We start from the raw sequence: 19,755 nt of genomic DNA, 5'->3' as shown, positions 1-19,755 counted from the left end.
GCCCCTCCATCGTTCTCCAATCAGGGCGCCAGGGATACCGCGCCATGCAAACGGCCCGGTCTGGGCGGTAGGACTACCGCGTCAGCGGTTTAGTGCAACACGAGCTATGGCTGCGCTTTGCGCCTAGATCAGGCGCCTTTTGACGTGCTGCTCGGGCACGCTCGAAAAACTCTCAGCCTCTGAGTTCTACCGGGCGCAAGCGATGCGGCTGTCCGTGCATGGGAAGCCGCGTGTCATCAGCTGCGCCGAGGACCACCCACAGCATCTTGGTTTGCCACGCGGTTGCCTGGACGATGCGCTTCGAACGTTGAACGACCTCGGCGTGCGCGCGACGCTGCGCGACGAGCGCTGCGGCGGCCAGCCTCTGGATGCGATACGTTTTCACGGCGAGCTGCGGGCCGAGCAGATGCAGGCCGCACGGCAGCTGCTGGCGCACGACAGCGGTGTGCTCGCCGCCACGACGGCATTCGGCAAGACCGTGGTTGCAGCCTGGCTCATCGCGCAGCGCGGGGTGAGTACGCTGGTGCTCGTGCACCGACAGCAGTTGCTCGACCAGTGGGTCGAGCGGCTGTCAACGTTCCTGGGTATTCCGGCTAAAGCGATCGGATGTATCGGCGGCGGGCGAAGGCGACCCACCGGGAGGGTCGACATCGCCATCATTCAGCAGGAAAGGTACGGTCGACGACCGCGTCGCCGAGTATGGACAACTGATCGTCGACGAGTGCCACCATCTGCCTGCGCAGAGTTTCGAGCAAGTGGCGCGCCGCGCCAAGGCGCGCTTCGTCGTCGGCCTGTCGGCCACGGTGGAACGAAAGAACGGCCACCATCCGATCCTCTTCATGCAATGCGGGCCCGTTCGTCACCGCGTGAACGCGAAGGCGCAGGCCGTGACTCGGCCATTCGAGCATCGCGTGCTCGTGCGGCCGACCCCGTTCGAGGGACGCCCGAGCACCGAGGGCGATCCTCGCGTCGAGTTCCAGACGCTGTGCCAGGACTTGGTCGAAGACGAGCGTCGCAACCGCCGCATCTGCGAGGACGTGATCGAGTGCGTGCGCAGCGGCCGCATACCGCTCGTGCTCACCGAACGTAAGGAGCATCTCGACCGCCTGGAGCAGCAGCTGGCGCCGCATGTGCATCACCTCGTTGTTCTGCGGGCGGGGATCGGCAAGAAGCAGAGGCAGTCGGTCGTCGAGCGGCTTGCTGCCATCCCGCACGATGAACCGCGCGTGTTGCTGGCCACCGGCCGGCACGTGGGTGAGGGATTCGACGACGCGCGGCTCGACACGCTGTTCCTGACGCTCCCTGTATCCTGGCGCGGCACGATCGCGCAGTATGCGGGCCGGCTGCACCGAGTGTGCGACGGCAAGCGAGAGGTGCGCATCTACGACTACGCGGATCTCGAAGTACCCATGCTGGCGCGGATGTTCGACCGGCGCTGCCGCGGCTACGAGGCACTCGGCTACACGATCGTCGTGCCGGCAAACGCCATAGCCGGCTGGCCCCAGGACGTGGCGTTGCCTGCAGAGCCGGCATGGAAGCGCGACTATGCAGGCAGCGTGCGCAGGCTGGCGCGGGACGGCGTGGACCAGTCGGTCGCCAGCCTCTTCGTCCATGTGGCCCGACCGTTCGACGCCGGCGCCGAGGGCGCTGACCGCGCGCGCAGCGCCACCGAGGCTTTCCTGTACCGCCGTCTCGAGACGCTGCCTGAAACGCGTGGGCGTTTCAGGCTCAATGCGGTGCTGCCGATCGCATTCGACGGGCGAGGACAGCTCGAAGTCGATCTGCTGTGCGACGACGACTCCGACACGCGTGTTGCCATCGAGCTCGACGGTGACCAGCACCTTGCCGATCCGGTCGCGTACCGTCGAGACCGGCGCAAAGACCTGCTGCTGCAGGAGAACGGCTACCTGGTACTGCGCTTTCTCGCACAGGATGTAGGCAAGGATCTGGAGGATGTGCTCGACACCATCCTCAGAGCGCTGGCTCATCAGCGTGGTCGCTCGCGGCCTTCCAGAAGTGGTGCTCCATGAGGTTCGTCATGACTGAGAGGCTGAGAGTATTTCGATCATGCCCGCTCATCACGTCAAAAGACCCCTGCTCGTCGTTGCAAATGCTCGCCATAGCCAAGCTATCGTTGCGCTGTGCGAGAGCGCAGGCCGAGCGCCGCCAAGTCGTCCGTCCATGCGCTTCGCCGGGCACTTCGGCGGGCAGCCAAGTCGGGCGGTTTGCGAATGACCAGCTTGTGGGGCGAGCCCTGCTTTACCGTTTCGGTATCAAGCGCGACGCCGGTCTCCTGCAATCGGGACTGCACATGCTGGCGTCGCGACTCGGCCATCGCCAGGACCAGAGGCTGCCCGTTGGCCGATTCGGCCCAGGCGATGACTTCGCCGCAGTCCTTGCACCGGCAGGTCCACTCGACGTCGTGCAGGCTGGAGTCGCCAGCGGGCGGCGCGGGCTCATCGAGCGCCTGCTGCAATGTCTGGATCACCGCAGCGCGCAAGCCCTGCACTGGCTGCAGCATGACCGCGTCGGACGGCCAGTGCTGCAGCAGCGGTCCCAGTTGGCGCAAGGGGTACAGGCCAGGGTGCGCCTGCACGTGACGCACCAGGGCCGCTTGGTGTTGCGGGGCCGTCGTGGATCGCTGCAGAGCAGCCGCCAAGTCGCCCACCCTTTGCAGGCGCCGCTCGAGCGTGGCGCTGCGCACTGCGGGCGGGAACGACGCGAACGACTTGTCAGCGGCGATCAGCGCGGCGCGGCATCGATCCAGGATGTCGTCGATCACGGCCGCCTGCAGTCCGGCCGACTCACCCTTGAGAACGAACTCCGCCAGCGACTGCGGCCAGGGTGAGACGTCATCGTTCTGCTTGTCGTTCCACCCGCTGAAGCGCCAGGCCATCGAACGCGCGGTCCAGTTCTGCAGCAGCGCCTGCATCCACGGCGCGCCCCATCGGCGGGCGAGACAGGCCAATGCCGCAGCGTCGCTGGGCACGAGATCGTTCCACGCAAACCCCTCGCACAGTGCATGGGCCTGCGCCGCATCGGGCAGTGCAACGGCCAATTCCGCGTAGTGGCCCAACAGCTTCCGACCTCGTGTCTGGCACTGCATGCGAAGCGCCTTCATCGCGGCCTCCAAGCGCTGCGACAACTCGTCGCTGCGCCCTCCGCGCGCCAGCGCGAGCGCATCGGCCAGCGCCGCATCGAAGTCGGTCGTGAAGCGGCTCGCTTCGGCGGCCAGCGGCGTCTGGATCACCAGGGCGGCGCGGCGGTACCAGTAGTCCAGCGTCTCGCCATAGTTGCCCATGTAGCCTTCGTATTCCTCATCCACAAGGAAGTCTTCGCCGGTTTCCGTGAAGCTGGCGGTGTCCGCCGGCGCCACGTGCAAGGCATCTCGACGCAGCGGCCGGTCGTCGGCATCGACCCAGAAGTCCAGCACCATGTCCTCGTCGATCAATTCGTCCGGTTCAGGCTCGCCGACGCCGCCGCGCCGCCCGCCATAGGCGCCGATCGCGGTCCACTGCTCGTGGATTGCCGCCAGCGCCAGGTGCACGGTCAGCCCGAGCGGCTCGCAGGCCGCCTGCAGCGCGGCCACACGTGCACGGTCCTCGCCTTTCAGCAGCCGCCAGCGCAGCCCGCGCTCGGTGTATTCATGGTCGAGCAGCAGCACCCAGGGCTGCAGGCACGGCTCTCCATCCTCGGGGTGGAAGTGCGCGCGCAGCGCGTCCAGCAGGGGCGGATGCACCGGCGTGCGCGGGCGCGCGGGCTCGGCCGGCAGGACCAGGTCGAACGTCAGCACGATCCGCCAACCTTCGGACACCGGCGCCACCTCGTGCCGGCAGTCGGCGTAGAAGGCGAACCAGCGGATCGCGCTGGCCCGCAGGTGCTGCGATGCGAAGTGGAGTTCGGTGTCGCGGTGGCACACGCGCAACTCGCCGCCGATGTGCGCCGATGGCCACACCAGCACCAGCGTGGCGACCATGCCTGGATGCTTTTCTGTGTCCTGATGCGGCTTAAAAAACTGGCCCGGGCCGTAGACCAGCAGGTTGTGCAGCCGCGCCTCCAGGCAAAGAACGCCCAAGGCCTGCGCAACCTCGGCCTGCAGCGAGGCCAGCGCACCGGCGGCCCATTCCAGCGACAGCGCGCTGGCGTCGATCTCGCCGGTGTCCCGCACGTGCTTGTCCAGCAGTGTGGCCTCGCGCCGGCCGTGGCGCGCCGGAGCGCTGGCCGCGTGGAGGGCTGTCGCGGATTCTGAGGTGACGGGGCGGTCCAGCGTGCCCACATTGCGCACCGTCACGGCAACGGCGTCCAGCGCCAACCGGCCTTCCGCGCAGAAGCGGCCGGCCGGCTCGAGGGCGGCGGTCTTGCCGGCCTTCGCTGGCCGCGCCAGGGTCTCTAGGGTCTGCAGGCTCTGCAGGATAGGTGAGGCCGGTGGTGATTCGGGTTGCATGGGTGTCGGTGCAGCGAGGAACAGCGTGCGATTATGGCGACGACCCCGGGGCCGTCTGCCGAAACCCATGCCGTACCCACCATGGTGGTAAGCAGTACTTTCCAATTAAAGGGCGGGCAAAGATGCTAAGAGTTCAACCGAAGCCGGCAGAGCCGAAAAAAAACAAGTAGTAAGAGCCTGCAGGCATTCCGTCGGGTGATTCGCAATTCCGATGCGTGGCTCTCGCGGTGTGACGTAAGCGTCGATCGTCTCCGTCGACAATCCGCCATATCCGCCATATCCGCCATATCCGCAATCGTCAGCGGAGCACCAACAGAAAGCCTCGACACATGCCCATCCAGTGGTTTCCGGGTCACATGCACTCGACCAAGAAAGCCATCGCCGAGCGACTACCAGAGATCGATGTAGTGATCGAGTTGCTCGATGCGCGGCTACCCGGTTCCAGCGCCAATCCGCTGCTCGCTGACCTGACACGGAACAAGGCGGCGCTGAAGGTGTTGAACAAGCAAGACTTGGCCGATCCCGAGTGCACAGCCCAGTGGTTGGCCCACTATCAGGCTCTGCCTGGCACAAACGCGCTGGCGCTCGATGCAAGCGTCACTGCTGCCGCCCGGCAACTGATCGCGGCCTGCCGCGATCTGGCCCCGCTGCGTGGGGGCATGGTCAAGCCAGTGCGGGTGCTGATCTGCGGCATTCCGAACGTCGGCAAGTCGACGCTGATCAACACCTTGATCGGCCAACGTGCAGCCAAAACCGGCGACGAGCCCGGCATCACCAAGGTCGAGCAAAAGATCTTGCTGGCCAACGACTTCTACCTGTTCGACACACCCGGCATGCTGTGGCCGCGCATCGTTGTCGAACAAAGTGGTTATCACCTCGCGGCCAGCGGTGGTATCGGGCGCAATGCGTATGACGAGGAAGAAGTGGCTCTCGCCTTGCTGGCAAGCGTGCGCCATCGCTTCGGTGAACGGCTGCAGGCTCGCTACAAGCTGGACGACTTTTCTGGCGTCACTGATGAAGGCTTGTTGGCCAACATCGGCCGCAAGCGCGGCGGTCTGTTGGCGGGAGGAAATGTGAATCTGCAAAAGGCCGCCGAGATTGCAATCAATGACTTCCGCTGCGGTGCTTGGGGGCGGATCACGCTTGAGACGCCGGATGAGTTTGCGCAGTGGTGGGCAGCGGGGCAGGCACTCGATGCTGAAAGGCAAGCCAAACGCGAGGCGCGGAGCAGAAAGAAGAAGCCGCAGCGTGAGGATGCTGCGGGGGCAGAAGGTCAGATGTCTGAAGGAAGCGCGTGAGTACCCCTATAGCTACGCAGTGCAACGGTTTCCTGCCAAGGCGTGCCATGTAACCCATTGATCTGTATAGCAAATTCAGCTTATTGTTCACGCGCTGGCTAGAATGGCTGCTCTCCCACCACGAGAGCCGTCATGACCCTAAGCAACCCGCTGCTGACGACCTGGGACACGCCCTACGGGCTACCACCCTTTGCCAGCATGCAGGCCGAGCAATTCAAGCCGGCCTTTGACGCAGCGTTCTCCGAGCATCGCGCTGAACTGGATGCGATTGCATCCAACCCCGCTCCCGCCGACTTCGACAACACCATCGCCGCGCTCGATCGGGCTGGTCGCAGGCTCGCGCGGCTCGACGGTCTTTTCTACAACCTCACCGCCAGCGAAACTTCGCCCGCGTTGCAGGCGGTCGAGCGCGAACTGGCCGGCCCGGCGGCCGCGCACAGCAACGCCATCTACATGCACTCCCGCCTGTTCAAGCGCATCGATTCGCTCTTCGAAAGCCGCACTGCGTTGGACCTGACGCCCGAGCAGCAGCGCTTGCTGGAACGCGTGCACCTCGACTTCGTTCGCGCCGGTGCCAAGCTCGAAGGCAACACGCAAGCCCGCTATGCGCAGATCATGGAGCGGCTGGCCGAGCTGTCGACGCGCTTCGCTCAAAACGTACTCGCTGACGAGTCGAACTACCGGCTCGTACTGCGCACCGAAGAAGACCTGGCCGGCCTGCCCGATTTCGTTCGCGCCGCAGCACGCCAGGCGGCCGTCGACCGTGGCATCTCCGATGCGTACGTGATCACCCTGTCGCGCTCGCACATCGTGCCCTTCCTCACCTTTTCATCACGGCGCGATCTTCGCGAGCAGGCGTACAAAGCTTGGACGACGCGCGGCGAACACGAGGGGCCGCACGACAACCGCTCCGTGGTCCGAGAGATGCTCACCTTGCGTCGCGAGCAGGCGCTTGTGCACGGCTACGCCAATTACGCCGACTACGCGCTGGCAGATTCCATGGCAGGTCGTGCGTCGGCGGTGAGCGACCTTCTCAGGAAGGTTTGGGTGCCCGCCGAGAAGGCGCTCGAACAAGAACGCGCCGCGCTCAAGGCCATGCAGGTGTCGCGCGGCGAAAGCTATGAAATCGAAGCCTGGGACTGGCGCTACGTGGCCGAGAAGGTCCGCCAGGAGCGCTACGACCTCGACGAAGCTGCGGTGAAGCCGTACTTCCCGCTCAATCGCATGGTCGAGGCAGTGTTCGATTGCGCACAGCGCCTCTTCGGCTTGCACTTCATCGAAAAGCCGGAGGTGAAGACATATCACCCTGACGTGAAGGTCTATGAAGTGCGCGGCGCAGACGATGCGCTGGTCGGCGTTTTTCTTCACGACAATTTCGCGCGGCCAAGCAAGCGCAGCGGCGCGTGGATGAGTTCGTACCGCCTTCAGTCGCGCAATGGTGCGAAGGACGTGCTTCCCATCGTCGTCAACAATAACAACTTCGCGAAGGGCGCACCGGACGAGCCCACGCTGTTGAGCTTCGATGATGCACGCACGCTGTTCCACGAGTTCGGCCACGGACTGCATGGCCTGCTGTCGAACGTGACCTACGAGCGCCTGTCGGGAACAAACGTGCTGCGAGATTTCGTCGAGCTGCCGTCGCAGATTTTCGAGAACTGGTTGTCCGAGCCGGAGGTGCTGAAGAAGCATGCACGGCACTACCAGACGGGCGAGGTTATCCCGGATGAGCTTGTGAAGCGCTTGGAAGCTGCGCGTCATTTCAACCAGGGTTACGAGACCATCCGCTACATCGCGTCGGCGCTTGTGGACATGGCGATCCATTCGCAGGGTGGGGCTGAGGCGCCTGACATTGCCGCCTTCGAGGCGGAAGAATTGAAGCGCATCGGCATGCCAAAAGGCGTGGGCATGAACCACCGCCTGCCGCACTTCCAGCACTTGTTCTCGGGGTCGAGCTATGCGGCGGGCTACTACGTGTACCTGTGGGCCGAGGTGCTCGACGCAGACGGGTACGGCGCTTTCAAGGAGGCGGGAAGCCCGTTCGATGCGAACGTGGCGCAGAAGCTGCACCGGTTCATCTATGCGTCGGGCAATTCGCTGGAGCCGTCCAAGGCTTTCGAATCATTCCGCGGTCGCGCCCCGACGATCGAGCCGATGCTTCGCAAGAGGGGATTGTTGGGGCCGCAATCGTAGCCGGCGTGGGACCCCGGAATGGGCATCAACTCAAGTGAGGGTCCGCCCCCGACGTCCCCGCTACGCCATGACTGACTTACCGCCTGCCATCGTCGCGATGATGATCGCGCCAGTTCGGCACGCCGTCGCCGTCACGGTCGTGGAGCAGGTTGTCATGGCGGTCGTAACGGTTCGGAATGCCATCGCCATCGCGATCCCGGCGCGGGTTGTAGACGGGATCTATGCGATTCGGGATGCCATCGCCGTCCCGGTCCCAGCGGGTCGGCTGGCGGTAGCCGTGATCGCGATACAACGGGCGTCCGTAAACCACGGCAGGCTCGAGGTAGGCCGGCGCAGGGCGGGTATAGACCCGTGCCGGTTCGACATACACCGGCGCCTGCCGGCCATACACCGGTGTGCCGACCTGCGAGCCGATCGTCACTGACCATTGCACGTCGTCGCTGCCATGCGCTTGCGCCATGCCGGCGCCGAGTGCGCCCGTGAGGGCCAGTGCCGCAGCGGTGATGAATTTGCTCTTGCTCATGAACTGCTCCTTGGGTTGCCGGCCCGGCACCCGGAGATGTTGGGCCTGCATCTACAACGGGTTCATGAGTCGTCGGACCACGGCTGAATGTCAAGGCGACGTAAAGCTAAGTGAAGCGATCCATGCTTCCAGAGGTGTCCAACGTCGAGCCAGTGAAAAGATTGCAAACGCCTCAATCTGAGACTTGCAGGATCAGCTTTTCCACGGTGTCGAGTGTCGGATTTGTCCGATACCGTGAACCGTTGCTCACCGATGGGGGCGGGGCATGAGTCCTTGTAGATTGAAAATCTCGAACTGCTGCAGGCAGCGCCACCACGACACGAGATGGGCACGTGGGGCTTGCCGATTGACAGTGTCGGCCGCAGTCGTAGGAGGTAAAGGAATTGCCATGAAAACCATGAATCCATTCGCGCTGTTCGGCGCATCGTTCACCGCGCTCCTGACAGTGGCCCTCACATTGGCCGCGTGCGACAAGAGAGAAGACGACACCACGGTGGGGCAGAAGGTAGACAAGGCCTTGGCGTCAGCGCAGACGGCGGCTCAGGACGCCAAGCAGTCCGCCAAGAAGGGGCTGGACGAAGCCGCCCGGGTGAGCAAGGAGACGACGGACCAGGTGGCTCAATCAGTGAGCGACATGGCCATCACCGCCGCCATCAAGGCCGATCTGGCAAAGGACAAGGAACTGAGTGCCTTGCGCATCAACGTCGACACGAAGAGCGGTCACGTGTCGCTCGACGGCTATGCGCCGAACGCGACCGCCCGGGAGCGCGCACAGGCCATTGCGGTGTCGGAAAAGGGCGTGACGGGCGTGGACAACAGGCTGGCGATCGATACACGCTAACCACTTGATGCCGACGAGATCTCTTGCGATGGACGTAAAAAAACCGCGGCATGCCGCGGTTTTTTTACTCTAGATCCGAACGTTCACACAGCTCGGATGTTCGCTGCTTGCAGGCCCTTCTGGCCTTGCTTGACTTCGAATTCGACGCGTTGGCCTTCAGCAAGCGTCTTGAAGCCATTGCCTTGAATGTCACGGAAGTGGGCGAACAGGTCAGCGCCGCCTGCGTCCTGAGCGATGAAGCCGTAGCCCTTGCTCTCGTTGAACCACTTCACGGTACCGGTTTGAGTCGTCATGGACGATTCCTATCTTTCAAACAAAGTAATGCAAGAGCACATGCTCCGCATGCAGAGACACTCAAGATCGTTATTCGGGGGGATTTCTAACAGAACCGTTCTGGAACCAGACCGGTGTAGCAAAAGATCACTCACAACACACTAGTCTTGCGTATACCTGTGCAGCTAATGTACCTCATCGAATAGAGGCACTGAAAAGCAAAGGTTAAGCAATTGTCGACCCTCGGGGCGTCCCCGCGGTGCGGCGACACTCATACGCTTTGCTCGCTCGCGAATTCAACTGATATGCAACTCATCGACTTCGAACTGCGGGGCGAATACGTCACGCTCGACAACTTGCTCAAGGCGACTGGACTGGCCGGAAGCGGCGGGGCCGCCAAGGCCATGGTGGCCGACGGCCTCGTGCAAGTCGATGGCCGCGATGAACTGCGCAAGACCTGCAAGATCCGGCTTGGCCAGGTCGTCAGCGTGCATGGCGTGCGGGTTCGGATCGTTGCGCTGTCCAATCCACCAGAGGCTTGACCGAGGTCTGGGCGGGCGGTGCCAAAGTGGATGATGTGCAAGATCGCGGTGACTTTGTCCCGCAACGCTCCGTGAGCTGAGAGGCTGAGCAGGGTGGGAACGATTTGCTCTGCCCACCCTGCAACTCAAGCCTAGAACTTGTAGTTCACGCCCACGGTGAACAAGTCCGCATTTACCTTCTCATCAAGTGCCTTGAACTTATAGCGCTCCCACTCGCCGCGAATGCCGGTCTGCTTGTTGAAGTCGTACTGCACGCCGAGACCATATTTCGGGTTGGTGCTGGTTTCGCTGGCACCGCCGGTCACGCTTGACTTGCCATTGAAGGCGCCGATGCGACCAATGGCCGAGAAGCCCTCGGCGATGGGCACGGTGCCGACCAGGTCGACATAAACGCCGCTGCCCTTCACGTCACCCGCGGCGCTCGATGCCTTGCCGAGGTCGGCATAGCCGGCTTCGACCCCCAGGTTCGGCATGAACCCATAGCCGCCGTAAAGCTTGCCCCCGGTGCTGGAACGATCGGTGGACAGGCCGCCGATGTCGGGCCCCTTGTACCGGGAGGTGCCGATGGAGCCGCCGACATACGGCCCTTCAGCGTGTGCTGAGAACGCGGCGAGCGCGGCTGCTGACACGATTGCTTTGGCGATGAATTTCATTTGCTACTCCTTTTATGTGGATGCCTCGGCACGATTTCGCATCACAGCAAAAACGAACCGTCGACAAGTCATACATTGCCGGGAGATTGCAAAGAGGGCGCTTTTCGTTGGTATCTCAATGTGGACGTACGTAAAGGCAAGTCACAGGCGTGGGTTGGCGCGGCGTAAAGGGAACCGATCGGGTTAAACCCATTCGAAAGCCCGCCTGTCGCGTGGATGCCTCAGTGATGCAGGCGTACCACAAGCCCTGATCTCAGGGTGGGCAATCAGAGGAACTCGGCCGGCACCGGGGCGCAATCGCGCAATGCGATCGGCCGCGTCGCAGCCCCTGGCGAACGAAAAGTCCGCAAAATCGAACCCGGGGCCGACTGTTGCGCCGACGTATGCGTACCCGCCCAGCGGTTGCGCCGCTTGCCACCAGCCCGACGGCACGACATGGCGCGGCTCCATGTCGACTCCAACAGCGCCCAGCGCGAAGGCGCTCTACTGGGGAGTGTGGCGTGCATGTTCCCGGTCGCTGGCATCATCGCGGAATGACCAAGTCCCTTGCTCCTTTGTTCATCGAGCCGGCGCGGCTCACGGACACCCTGCAGTCCTCCGGCCAGGCGGCTGTGAGCCCCCTTGGCCTGAGCACCTTGATCGGTGCCGAGCCCGGCGCGCTTCTGGCCCTGCGGGCCAGTTGGAACGATTTGCCTGCCGACGCCTATCTGCGCGACGGCGGCCGCTACCGCAAGCGCAGACATTCGTGCTTCGTGGTCACGGGCGATGCCGTCGAGCAGGTGCCACATCGAGCGCATTGGCAGCCCTTGGAATACAACGCGCTGCACGGGGGGCTGGAGCGCTGGTTCGAGCCAATGGATCCGGGAGTGGTATCGCAGCCGGTGTGGGCGCAACTTCTGCGAAGCATTGCCGCCACTTGTTCGGCCTTGAAGGGCGCACAGCCCTGGTATGTCGAGGCGCATCAGTTCCGCATCGACACGACGGATGGCATTGGTCGGCCGACTCCCGAAGGAGCTCACCGTGACGGCGTCGATTTCGTGATGGTCGCGCTGGTGGATCGAGCGGGCGTGAAGGGCGGCGAGACGCGCGTGTTCGACGCCAACGGCCCATCAGGAATGCGCTTCACGTTGACCGAGCCGTGGACCACGCTCTTGTTGGACGACGAGCGCGTGATCCACGAGACGACGCCGATTCAGCCGGTGGATTCGGCGACGCCAGGCGGTCATCGGGACACGCTGGTGTTGACATTTCGCGCGGCTCGTTTCCAAGGGCCGGCGTGATTTTCAGGGTGGGCATGCTTCGCCTTGCCCACCCTGCAAAAATCTACTTCAGCAGCGTCTGCTGCATGAACAGCAACGTCGCATAGAACTCATAGTCCGCGTTCTCCTTGCGTGCAAAGCCGTGGCCCTCGTTCTCTGCACGCAAGTACCACACCGGTGTCTTGTTCTCGCGCGCCTTCGCCACGATTTGCTCAGCCTCGCTGTAGGGCACACGTGGATCGTTCTTGCCTTGCACGACGAAGAGTGGCTTCACGATGCGGTTCGCGTTGGTAAGCGGCGAGATCTTCTGCAAGAAGTCGCGCATCGCTGGGTCGCGCTCGTCGCCATACTCGACGCGGCGCAGGTCGCGGCGATAGCTCTCGGTGTTCTGCAAGAAGGTCACGAAGTTCGAGATGCCCACGATATCGATCGAACCCGCGATGCGATTCGCATAGTGCGTTGCCACGGCCAGGCTCATGTAGCCGCCGTAGCTGCCGCCCGTCACCAGCACGCGGGACGCGTCGAGCTGTGGCTGCGTGGCGATCCAGTCGAGCAACGCGCCAATGTCGCGCACCGCGTCTTCACGCTTCATGCCGTTGTCGAGCGCGAGAAAGGTCTTGCCATAGCCCGTTGATCCCCGCACGTTCGGTTGAATGATGGCAATGCCCAGTTCATTGACGAGATAGTTCTGCCGCCCGCCGAAGCCCGCCTTTGTCTGGCCCTCGGGGCCACCGTGAATTGAAATCAGCACCGGACGCGGTCCGGCAAAGCCCTCAGGCGGCATCTGCAAGAGACCGGAAATCATGCGCCCGTCAAAACTCGGCCAGCGCACGATCTTCTGGTCGATGAAGTTCGCGAGGTCGAGCCCCGGCGGCACGTATGGCTTTGTCCATTGTTCAGTCTCGCCTGACTTGGCGTTCAATGAGAACACCTGGTTCGGCCCCTTGGCGCTACTGATCGAATACGCGAGTTCGTTCGACTTTGGATGGAAATGGATTGCCGTGACGCTGCCAGTCGGTAGCGCGGTGACGGGCAGTTCCTTGAATTTCTGCCCGTCGAAGAGATGCAGCTCTTCACGTCCATCGACGTTGCTGCGCAAGGCGATGAGGGTGCCGTCGTCGGAGATTTCCGCGCCGTCGATATCCCAGGGGATATGTCGGGTGATGGGCGTGACGCGCTTGTTCGAGAAGCGATAGAAGCCCAGCTCCTGAAACTCGCCGTCGCGATCGCTCAACACGAAAAGACCTGAGTTGTCGCGCTTGAAGCCGGTCGCGAGATGGACGCCGCGTTCCTTGCTGTCTGGCGCGGGGAAGGTCTGTGTCAACTTGCCTGTCGCGACATTGAGCAGCCACACCTGCGACTCATTGGCCGAGATGTAGCGGTTCAGCGCGATCTGCTTGTCGTCCCAGGACACGCCGCCCACGTCCCAGCCCGCGCCGTCAAGTTCGATCAGGCGGCGCTTGGTGGTGGGCTTGGACGGGTCGAGCACGGTGAGGCTTTGCGTGACGGTAGTGCGCGTGCCACCTTGCGCCGTACGGTCCAAGGGGACCGAACTGATGAGCAACTGGCTTGAACGATGGAACCAGCGCTCGATGTTGTGCTTTTCGCTCGGCTCGGTCAGCAGCGCGATCTGCTTGCTATCGAGGTCGAGCCGGAAGACTTGCGCGGCTTCATTGCCGGCGGCACTGCGTTCGAAGACGATGTACTTGCCATCGTGCGGTTCGTAGCTCGCCTGTGTGACCGGGTCCGGAAAGTCCGTCAGTTGCTCGAGCTCGCCGCTGGGCGCCGACACGCGGAAGATCTGCGTCGTATTGCCCCCCTCTTTGCGATGAGCCACCAGCATCTCGCGGCGCGTGGGGTGCCAGTCGACGAAGCCATGCCCGCGGAACTCGGTGTACTTCGCCACCTGGCTCACGAGACTCAGGGGAATAGGCGGTATGCCCTGCGCGAGGAGATTGGGGTTGGGCGGATACACCGCCTGGGCGGCAGCGGCCGACGCAGCACTTGCGGCGGCGCGGGCGGCTGCCGCTTTGTTGTCATTGGGCGTGGTGCAGGCCACCAGCAGGCCGGCGAGGACAACGGCCACGCAGGTGCCGAGTCCGAGACTGGGGAGGTTCTTCATGTTTGGGAGTCTCTTTCGCATCGTTTGAAGCGGGGCCATTGTGCTACCGCGACGTCGAATATGGGGAAGAAGACGATTGGGGGAAGCCGGTATCGCCATGCCTTCTTATTGCAACTGACAGCGGTCCGCATCGCTCGTGAAGCCGTGAGGCACGTCAATACACTGCACGCATGAGCGAGATCTACCTTTGTCTGCTGGTACCTCATGCGGTTCGTCGGCGAGAGTCCCTTCAGCCACGACATGAAGTCAGGAGCACAGGTCAGAAGCCCGCGTCGCTCTTGAGTTGCAACGACTTGCCTGTCCCGGGATGAGGCAGCGACAGCTCGCAGGCATGAAGCAACAGTCGACCGGGGTCGGCCGAGAATCCCGCCGCATACAGCGCGTCGCCAACGATCGGATGTCCTATCGCCAACAGATGCACACGCAGTTGATGCGAGCGCCCGGTCACGGGTTCGAGCTCGACCCGAGTCCTGTTCGACGTCGTGTCACGCTCGATCACGGCATACCGAGTCAACGACGGTTTTCCATCGACGTCCACCTTTTGCAGCGGCCGATTCGGCCAGTCCGCGATCAATGGAAGATCGATGTCCCCACGAATTTTCTCGACGAGCCCATGCACCACTGCCACATACCGCTTTCTCACTTCGCGCCTCGCGAACGCGATGCTCATGGCCCGTTGCGCCTCGACTCCGCGCGCGAACAACAGCAAGCCTGATGTCGCCATGTCGAGCCGATGCACGATGAGCGCATCCGGAAACCGCTCCATCACCCGCGCAGATGCGCAGTCCTGCTTGTCCGGCCCGCGCCCCGGCACCGAAAGCATGCCCGCCGGCTTGTCTACGGCGACGAGTGCGTCGTCGCTGTACAGAAACGCCGGCGTCAAAACCGATCCACCAAGCCGGACTGCAGTGCATTCTCCGGGTTCGAGCCGGCATCGCGCACACGCTGAAGCGCTTCGTCCTGCGACACGCCCAGACGTTTGAGCAGGCATGCGGCCGCCGTCCCCGTGCGGCCGATGCCGGCGGCGCAATGCAGCATCACGGCGTCACCGGCCTTCAATGCATTGGCGATCTGGTCGATGCCTTCGCGAAAACCCCTGAGGTCCCGCGGAACGCCGAAGTTCTGCACCGGCAGGTTCAAGTAGCGGAAGTCCAGCGATCCCGCCGCGATGGCTTGCCAGTACGCAGGAGACAGCGACGCGATCTCTTCGGACGGGGTCAAGGCCACCACCATCGAAAGTCGGCATAGTCGGGCCTCGATCATGAAATCAGACCAGCGTTCGAAACGGCCGGGCATGGAGCCCAGCCACAGCGTGCCGGCGGCAACGTCGGAAATGGGAAGCGCGCGAAATGTCATCGTGCTCGGATGTTGCCACCATGCACGCGGCTTGTGTGGCGTCATTCACGGTAGAAGAGGCACGCGACGCGCCTGCACTAGACTCGCAGCGCTCAAATCACACCAACGGAGGAGCGATGGTTGCCAATGTCCTGATTGGCCTGGTGGCCCTGTTGCACTTCTACTTTCTCGTGCTCGAGATGTTCCTCTGGGACACGCCTTACGGCCGCAAGACCTTCGGGCTCACGGCGGAGTTCTCCGCGCGATCGAAGGCGCTTGCGGCGAACCAGGGGCTGTACAACGGGTTCCTGGCGGCGGGATTGGCCTGGGGCATTTGCCTCGGAGCGGCGGGCTTTCAGGTGAAGGTGTTCTTCCTGGTCTGCGTGATCGTCGCTGGGGTGTATGGAGCTTTGACGGTCAACAAGAAAATCTTCTTCGTGCAGGCCGTGCCCGCTTTGGCGGCGCTCGCCGCGCTCTGGTTTTCGTAGTAGCAGGCAAGCCAGAGTTTGTGCGTTCGCGTAAAGCGCCGTCTGTCCGGCGGCACGGAGTCCAACGCTGCGTGCGTTCCACGGTTACCCGTGGAAAGGCTCTTGCCCCCTCTCCCTCTGGGAGAGGGAGTAATACACGGCGAACTCTTCAACCAAGTTGTCGGTAAAGAAGTGCAGTGGCTGCGTCCGAACGCGGCATCGTGTCGTACGTGAATCGTCCGAGCTCTTTGCGAATGGAGAACCCCCATGAACCGAAAGTATCTTTCCACCTTGTTGCCCGTCGTCGTCGCCGCCTGCGCGAGCCATTCATCAATGCCCGAGGTGACGGTGCCCGACAACCTGAAACCCTCGGCCGAGGAAGTGGCTTTGGGCTCAGTGGTTGCACGCGGCGTACAGATCTATGAATGCCGGGTGACGAAGGACAACCCGCAGGCCGCCGAATGGGCCTTCGTGGCGCCCGAGGCAGAGTTGTGGGACGCACAGGGCAAGCGCGTGGGCAAGCACTACGCCGGCCCGCATTGGGAGAGCGTGGATGGCAGCAAGGTGTCGGGCATCGTCAAGGCACGTGCCGACGCGCTGGTGGCCGGGGCGATTCCGCGCTTGCTGCTGACAACCAAGTCCGTAGGGCCGGATGGAGCCTTTGCGAAGGTGACGAGCATTCAGCGTTTGAATACGGTGGGTGGGGTTGCCCCGGCAGCGGATGGGTGCACGATGGAGAGCTTGGGCAAGAGTGCCCGGGTTGCCTATCGGGCGGATTACGTGATGTTCGTCAGCAAGTGATGACTTGGTAGGCCCGATGCAATTCGACGACATGCATGAGTTGCGCGTCTGTTCGATCGCAGACCACGGCCGGCACAGGCCAGTGCCGCATCGCTGCTGAGTTGGCAGATTCGGCTCGAAGTGAAACTCTGATTCGTAGCCAGTGATGCACCGGCAACGTGCTTCTTCGCAAGCGCACACACCGGTTCGGAATGTGCCAGCACATCACGTGGTGGGGGGTCTAAATTGGCGAACGAACAATTGATGAGAATCCAAGATGTCCGGCGACCAGATCCAGCGCAGAGCCACCGCTCCCTTACCCACTGCATTGACCGCGCCCGTGCCGGATGAGTGCATCATTCCGTCGTCTCACGCACGTTCCAGCCTCAACTCACCACCGGGGATGCAAAAGCTCGGTAGAGCTCCGCAGTCGTCCGGTGCCTCGACGTCTCGCATGGAGACACATCACACTCGCGCACCGACGCTGACTCGGCCTTCGGTTGATTCCCGATCGCATTCGCCTCCTTTGTCCGCCCCGCTCGTCCGCAACCCGCAGGCGAAGATCGACGCCGCGGTCGCTCACTCGACAAGGTATCAAGAATTCATTGAACGCAGGTCCCCCAACAAGGCGTTCCAAAGACCGGACCAGCTGGTAGCGCGCATCTCGCTGCAGGCAATGGAAGCTGCGCAAGGGGGCTTCGATGCCTTGGCGGCATCAAGCGAGCGCGCGCAACCCGCCAATCTTGCAGCGCGAGATTTACTCGAGCAGGAGCGATTTAATAGCGCCATGCGCTTCTTGATACTGCGAGACGACCTTCAGCCGTCAGACGTCGTCAATGACTGCTTGGACCTCATGACTGCCGACGTGGAAACCCTCGCGGGGAAGGGGGCCATGTTCGAGAAAGCGCTCATCGAGTGCCGTCAGTTCCTTGGGAAGACTCTGGCGGCGCGCGACACCGTGCACCGAGGTCCCATCGGCTCGAGCTTGCTGAGCCGGCTACGCGCGGCGGCCAAGGCCTCGCCCGGAACCTGAAGGCGCTACGCCGGCCGGGCAGGTTGGTCAGCCTGGTGCCCGGGGCGGTGATATGGGTCTGGCCCTCGGCGTACGGAAAGCGCCTCACCGAATGCCCTGGCCGTCTTCCGGCTTGGGTGGTGAATGGTCTCGGCCTCCAAGCACGTCGCCGTTGGGTAGAACGCACGTTGCACAGGCAACGTGCCTTTTTCGCCGGAACAAGCACCGGTTCGGAGTGTCACCAGCACGGCATGCGGTGGCGGTCTAAATTGGCGAACGAACGTTTGATGGGAATCCAAGATGTCCGGCGACCAGATCCAGCGCAGAGCCACCGCTCCCTTACCCACTGCGACGACCGCGCCCATGCCGGATGAGTGCATCAATCCGTCGTCTCATACGCGTCCGAGCCTCAACCCACCGTCGGGGATGCAAGAGCTCGGAAGAGCCCCGCAGTCGTCCGGCGCCTCGACGTCTCGCGTGGAGGAGCATCACACTCCCGCGCCGACGCTGACTCGGCCTTCGATCGATTCCCGATCGCCTACGTCTCCTTCGTCAGCCCCGCTCGTCCGCAATCTGCAGACGGAGATCGACGCCGCGGTCGCTCACTCGAAAAGGTATCAGGAATACATTGAACGCACGTACCCCAAGAAGGCGTTTCAAAGGCCGAACCTGCTGGTAGCGCGCGCCTCGCTGCAGGCGATGGAAGCTGCGCAACGGGGCCTCGATGCCTTGGCGGCATCGAGCGCGCGCGCGCAACGCGCCAATCTTGCAGCGCGAGAGTTACTCGAGGAGGAGCGATTTAATGGCGCCATGCGCTTCTTGGCGCTGCGAGATGACAGTCAGCTGTCAGACGTCGTCGTTGACGGCTTGGACCGCGATGCCGACATGGAAACCCTCGTGGTCAAACGGGCCGCGTTCGAGAAAGCGCTCGTCGAGGGCCGTCAGCTCCTTGGGCAGACTCTGGCGGCGCGCGAAGTGATGAAGCTGGGTGGATGGACTATTTCTGCTGAGATATCGAACGAAACCAATCGCCTCAGCCTGTTATGTCAGGCCTTCGAATGGGACGAGATCATGTCGCTGACGACGAACCGGTTGCTGACGCATGCGAAGGAGCTTTCTCCGTCGCTCATCGATGCCCTCGATGTGCTCATAGGCATCATCTTCGCCAACCAGGATGCCTACTCCGCTGCGGAGAGCCTCCTCACGTGTTCGCAAGTCGATCAACAAACCTTGCCCGCCGCGCTGGAGGCCATGGAACACATCCGTTCCCAGATTGACGGCGCGGCACAACAGCTTTGCCTGGTCGCTTCACGCGAACTGGAGAGCGACGCGCCGACCTGGAAGATGGCGCTGGAATGCGCCGATGCGGCTCGCGGTTTCAGCTTGGCGATGGCCGAAACCATGAAAAGAGCAAGGAACGCTCCAGCGGAACCGGGTTCGCGGGCCTCCGCGTCGACTGGGCCGGCCAGCGCAGATCCTTCCGCAGGTCGCATGGTCGCATCACCCGCGGGCGACGGCATGAGCGGTGGCGGCAGGAAGCGCTCCGGCCGTAAAGGCAAGCAACGCCCGTTGCGCACCGAGTCCCAGGTGTCCGCGAAGGGGGTTTCGGCGCCTGCGGACGGGGCCCGTCTCGCGCTCGACAGCGCCCTCCTGGCATTGGCGAGGTCTCGGCCTGTGACTCTGCAGATGGCCGGCGACGATCCGGTCGAGGTTGCTCGTGTGCTGGGCCAGAGCACCGACACGATCGACCTGTTCAGGCGCCACCATGTCGACCCGATGCACATCGCAGGCACCGTCCGATCTTTTTTGCCAAAGTGGTTCGGCGACATCAAGCAGCTTCGCGCGGCGAGCGTCGAGCTCGCCGCGTTGCCGAGCGAGAAGCGCTCCGACCCGGACGTCAAACGCCTGGGGGCCCAGCTCACCGAGCGCATCTCGGTCTTGGAGGCGATGCCGGACAAGGTGACGGCGCGCGAGATCGAAGACATCAAGCAGTACCAGTTCCCGAAAGAAAAGCAT

General features: G+C 63.1%; 18 protein-coding genes and 2 pseudogenes. 12 read left to right on the top strand and 8 right to left on the bottom strand.

Going from position 1 to position 19,755, the window contains the following annotated elements; translation table 11 throughout:
• Positions 1–202 precede the first annotated feature (202 nt).
• The 3 genes and pseudogenes from AC30NL_RS17755 to AC30NL_RS17745 all read left to right on the top strand — a co-directional run.
• A pseudogene (locus tag AC30NL_RS17755) lies at positions 203–604 on the top strand (DEAD/DEAH box helicase family protein); the annotation flags it as partial.
• Between the two features lie 103 nt (positions 605–707).
• Positions 708–755: pseudogene (locus AC30NL_RS17750) on the top strand (hypothetical protein); the annotation flags it as partial.
• Between the two features lie 132 nt (positions 756–887).
• Complete coding sequence (locus AC30NL_RS17745) at positions 888–2,030, top strand: DUF559 domain-containing protein (RefSeq protein WP_489465315.1); 1,143 nt, start codon at positions 888–890, stop codon at positions 2,028–2,030.
• 98 nt (positions 2,031–2,128) lie between these two features.
• On the opposite strand, the gene AC30NL_RS17740 is transcribed toward AC30NL_RS17745, so the two are convergent.
• Positions 2,129–4,444, bottom strand: coding sequence for a 2OG-Fe(II) oxygenase (locus AC30NL_RS17740; RefSeq protein WP_489465314.1), 2,316 nt, complete (start codon positions 4,442–4,444; stop codon positions 2,129–2,131).
• 329 nt (positions 4,445–4,773) lie between these two features.
• On the opposite strand from AC30NL_RS17740, the gene ylqF reads away from it, so the two are divergent.
• Both ylqF and AC30NL_RS17730 read left to right on the top strand, forming a co-directional pair.
• The gene (gene ylqF, locus AC30NL_RS17735; RefSeq protein WP_489465313.1) at positions 4,774–5,742 is read left to right on the top strand and encodes a ribosome biogenesis GTPase YlqF; all 969 of its coding nucleotides are present in this window, start codon (positions 4,774–4,776) and stop codon (positions 5,740–5,742) included.
• Between the two features lie 132 nt (positions 5,743–5,874).
• Positions 5,875–7,932 (top strand): M3 family metallopeptidase, encoded by a 2,058-nt coding sequence (locus AC30NL_RS17730; protein ID WP_489465312.1) that lies wholly within the window; start codon positions 5,875–5,877, stop codon positions 7,930–7,932.
• Between the two features lie 76 nt (positions 7,933–8,008).
• Here AC30NL_RS17730 and AC30NL_RS17725 read toward each other — a convergent pair whose 3' ends face one another.
• Complete coding sequence (locus AC30NL_RS17725; protein WP_489465311.1) at positions 8,009–8,455, bottom strand: hypothetical protein; 447 nt, start codon at positions 8,453–8,455, stop codon at positions 8,009–8,011.
• Between the two features lie 388 nt (positions 8,456–8,843).
• Here AC30NL_RS17725 and AC30NL_RS17720 point away from each other — a divergent pair, with 388 nt between their 5' ends.
• The gene (locus AC30NL_RS17720) at positions 8,844–9,296 is read left to right on the top strand and encodes a BON domain-containing protein (RefSeq protein WP_489465310.1); all 453 of its coding nucleotides are present in this window, start codon (positions 8,844–8,846) and stop codon (positions 9,294–9,296) included.
• Between the two features lie 83 nt (positions 9,297–9,379).
• Here AC30NL_RS17720 and cspE read toward each other — a convergent pair whose 3' ends face one another.
• The gene (cspE, locus tag AC30NL_RS17715) at positions 9,380–9,589 is read right to left on the bottom strand and encodes a transcription antiterminator/RNA stability regulator CspE (RefSeq protein WP_489465309.1); all 210 of its coding nucleotides are present in this window, start codon (positions 9,587–9,589) and stop codon (positions 9,380–9,382) included.
• A 285-nt stretch (positions 9,590–9,874) separates the two neighbouring features.
• On the opposite strand from cspE, the gene AC30NL_RS17710 reads away from it, so the two are divergent.
• Complete coding sequence (locus AC30NL_RS17710) at positions 9,875–10,111, top strand: RNA-binding S4 domain-containing protein (protein ID WP_489465308.1); 237 nt, start codon at positions 9,875–9,877, stop codon at positions 10,109–10,111.
• 131 nt (positions 10,112–10,242) lie between these two features.
• Here AC30NL_RS17710 and AC30NL_RS17705 read toward each other — a convergent pair whose 3' ends face one another.
• On the bottom strand, positions 10,243–10,764 hold the full coding sequence (locus AC30NL_RS17705; RefSeq protein ID WP_489465307.1) for an outer membrane beta-barrel protein: 522 nt from the start codon (positions 10,762–10,764) through the stop codon (positions 10,243–10,245).
• A 183-nt stretch (positions 10,765–10,947) separates the two neighbouring features.
• Positions 10,948–11,214: a cupin domain-containing protein gene (locus AC30NL_RS17700; protein WP_489465306.1), complete on the bottom strand. Its 267-nt coding sequence runs from the start codon at positions 11,212–11,214 to the stop codon at positions 10,948–10,950.
• Positions 11,215–11,297: 83 nt separating this feature from the next.
• Here AC30NL_RS17700 and AC30NL_RS17695 point away from each other — a divergent pair, with 83 nt between their 5' ends.
• On the top strand, positions 11,298–12,044 hold the full coding sequence (locus AC30NL_RS17695; RefSeq protein ID WP_489465305.1) for a 2OG-Fe dioxygenase family protein: 747 nt from the start codon (positions 11,298–11,300) through the stop codon (positions 12,042–12,044).
• Positions 12,045–12,087: 43 nt separating this feature from the next.
• Here AC30NL_RS17695 and AC30NL_RS17690 read toward each other — a convergent pair whose 3' ends face one another.
• The 3 genes from AC30NL_RS17690 to AC30NL_RS17680 form a co-directional block, all read right to left on the bottom strand.
• Positions 12,088–14,145 (bottom strand): S9 family peptidase, encoded by a 2,058-nt coding sequence (locus tag AC30NL_RS17690; RefSeq protein ID WP_489465304.1) that lies wholly within the window; start codon positions 14,143–14,145, stop codon positions 12,088–12,090.
• A gap of 259 nt (positions 14,146–14,404) precedes the next feature.
• The gene (locus tag AC30NL_RS17685) at positions 14,405–14,968 is read right to left on the bottom strand and encodes an RluA family pseudouridine synthase (RefSeq protein ID WP_489465316.1); all 564 of its coding nucleotides are present in this window, start codon (positions 14,966–14,968) and stop codon (positions 14,405–14,407) included.
• A 56-nt stretch (positions 14,969–15,024) separates the two neighbouring features.
• The gene (locus AC30NL_RS17680; RefSeq protein WP_489465303.1) at positions 15,025–15,501 is read right to left on the bottom strand and encodes a protein-tyrosine phosphatase family protein; all 477 of its coding nucleotides are present in this window, start codon (positions 15,499–15,501) and stop codon (positions 15,025–15,027) included.
• A gap of 116 nt (positions 15,502–15,617) precedes the next feature.
• Between AC30NL_RS17680 and AC30NL_RS17675 the strand changes: the two genes are divergently transcribed.
• The 4 genes from AC30NL_RS17675 to AC30NL_RS17660 all read left to right on the top strand — a co-directional run.
• Complete coding sequence (locus AC30NL_RS17675; RefSeq protein WP_489465302.1) at positions 15,618–15,968, top strand: DUF1304 domain-containing protein; 351 nt, start codon at positions 15,618–15,620, stop codon at positions 15,966–15,968.
• A 246-nt stretch (positions 15,969–16,214) separates the two neighbouring features.
• Entirely contained in the window at positions 16,215–16,748 is a 534-nt protein-coding gene (locus AC30NL_RS17670) for a DUF3455 domain-containing protein (RefSeq protein ID WP_489465301.1), read from the top strand.
• A gap of 505 nt (positions 16,749–17,253) precedes the next feature.
• On the top strand, positions 17,254–17,760 hold the full coding sequence (locus AC30NL_RS17665; protein WP_489465300.1) for a hypothetical protein: 507 nt from the start codon (positions 17,254–17,256) through the stop codon (positions 17,758–17,760).
• 678 nt (positions 17,761–18,438) lie between these two features.
• Positions 18,439–19,755: hypothetical protein (locus AC30NL_RS17660; protein WP_489465299.1), on the top strand; the 1,317-nt coding region annotated here is incomplete at its 3' end.

The sequence above is a fragment of the Rhizobacter sp. genome, assembly GCA_021153565.1.
Lineage (GTDB): Bacteria > Pseudomonadota > Gammaproteobacteria > Burkholderiales > Burkholderiaceae_C > Albitalea.
This window is presented reverse-complemented; position numbering and strand designations above follow the sequence as displayed.

Bases quoted from the DNA above. Each gene is read 5' to 3' on its own strand.
- AC30NL_RS17720 (WP_489465310.1), top strand. From the start codon at position 8,844: ATGAAAACCATGAATCCATTCGCGCTGTTCGGCGCATCGTTCACCGCG.
- AC30NL_RS17710 (WP_489465308.1), top strand. From the start codon at position 9,875: ATGCAACTCATCGACTTCGAACTGCGGGGCGAATACGTCACGCTCGAC.
- AC30NL_RS17730 (WP_489465312.1), top strand. From the start codon at position 5,875: ATGACCCTAAGCAACCCGCTGCTGACGACCTGGGACACGCCCTACGGG.
- AC30NL_RS17690 (WP_489465304.1), bottom strand. From the start codon at position 14,145: ATGAAGAACCTCCCCAGTCTCGGACTCGGCACCTGCGTGGCCGTTGTC.
- AC30NL_RS17670 (WP_489465301.1), top strand. From the start codon at position 16,215: ATGAACCGAAAGTATCTTTCCACCTTGTTGCCCGTCGTCGTCGCCGCC.
- AC30NL_RS17700 (WP_489465306.1), bottom strand. From the start codon at position 11,214: ATGGAGCCGCGCCATGTCGTGCCGTCGGGCTGGTGGCAAGCGGCGCAA.
- AC30NL_RS17680 (WP_489465303.1), bottom strand. From the start codon at position 15,501: ATGACATTTCGCGCGCTTCCCATTTCCGACGTTGCCGCCGGCACGCTG.
- AC30NL_RS17725 (WP_489465311.1), bottom strand. From the start codon at position 8,455: ATGAGCAAGAGCAAATTCATCACCGCTGCGGCACTGGCCCTCACGGGC.
- AC30NL_RS17695 (WP_489465305.1), top strand. From the start codon at position 11,298: ATGACCAAGTCCCTTGCTCCTTTGTTCATCGAGCCGGCGCGGCTCACG.
- ylqF (WP_489465313.1), top strand. From the start codon at position 4,774: ATGCCCATCCAGTGGTTTCCGGGTCACATGCACTCGACCAAGAAAGCC.
- AC30NL_RS17705 (WP_489465307.1), bottom strand. From the start codon at position 10,764: ATGAAATTCATCGCCAAAGCAATCGTGTCAGCAGCCGCGCTCGCCGCG.
- AC30NL_RS17685 (WP_489465316.1), bottom strand. From the start codon at position 14,968: ATGCTTTCGGTGCCGGGGCGCGGGCCGGACAAGCAGGACTGCGCATCT.
- AC30NL_RS17675 (WP_489465302.1), top strand. From the start codon at position 15,618: ATGGTTGCCAATGTCCTGATTGGCCTGGTGGCCCTGTTGCACTTCTAC.
- AC30NL_RS17740 (WP_489465314.1), bottom strand. From the start codon at position 4,444: ATGCAACCCGAATCACCACCGGCCTCACCTATCCTGCAGAGCCTGCAG.
- cspE (WP_489465309.1), bottom strand. From the start codon at position 9,589: ATGACGACTCAAACCGGTACCGTGAAGTGGTTCAACGAGAGCAAGGGC.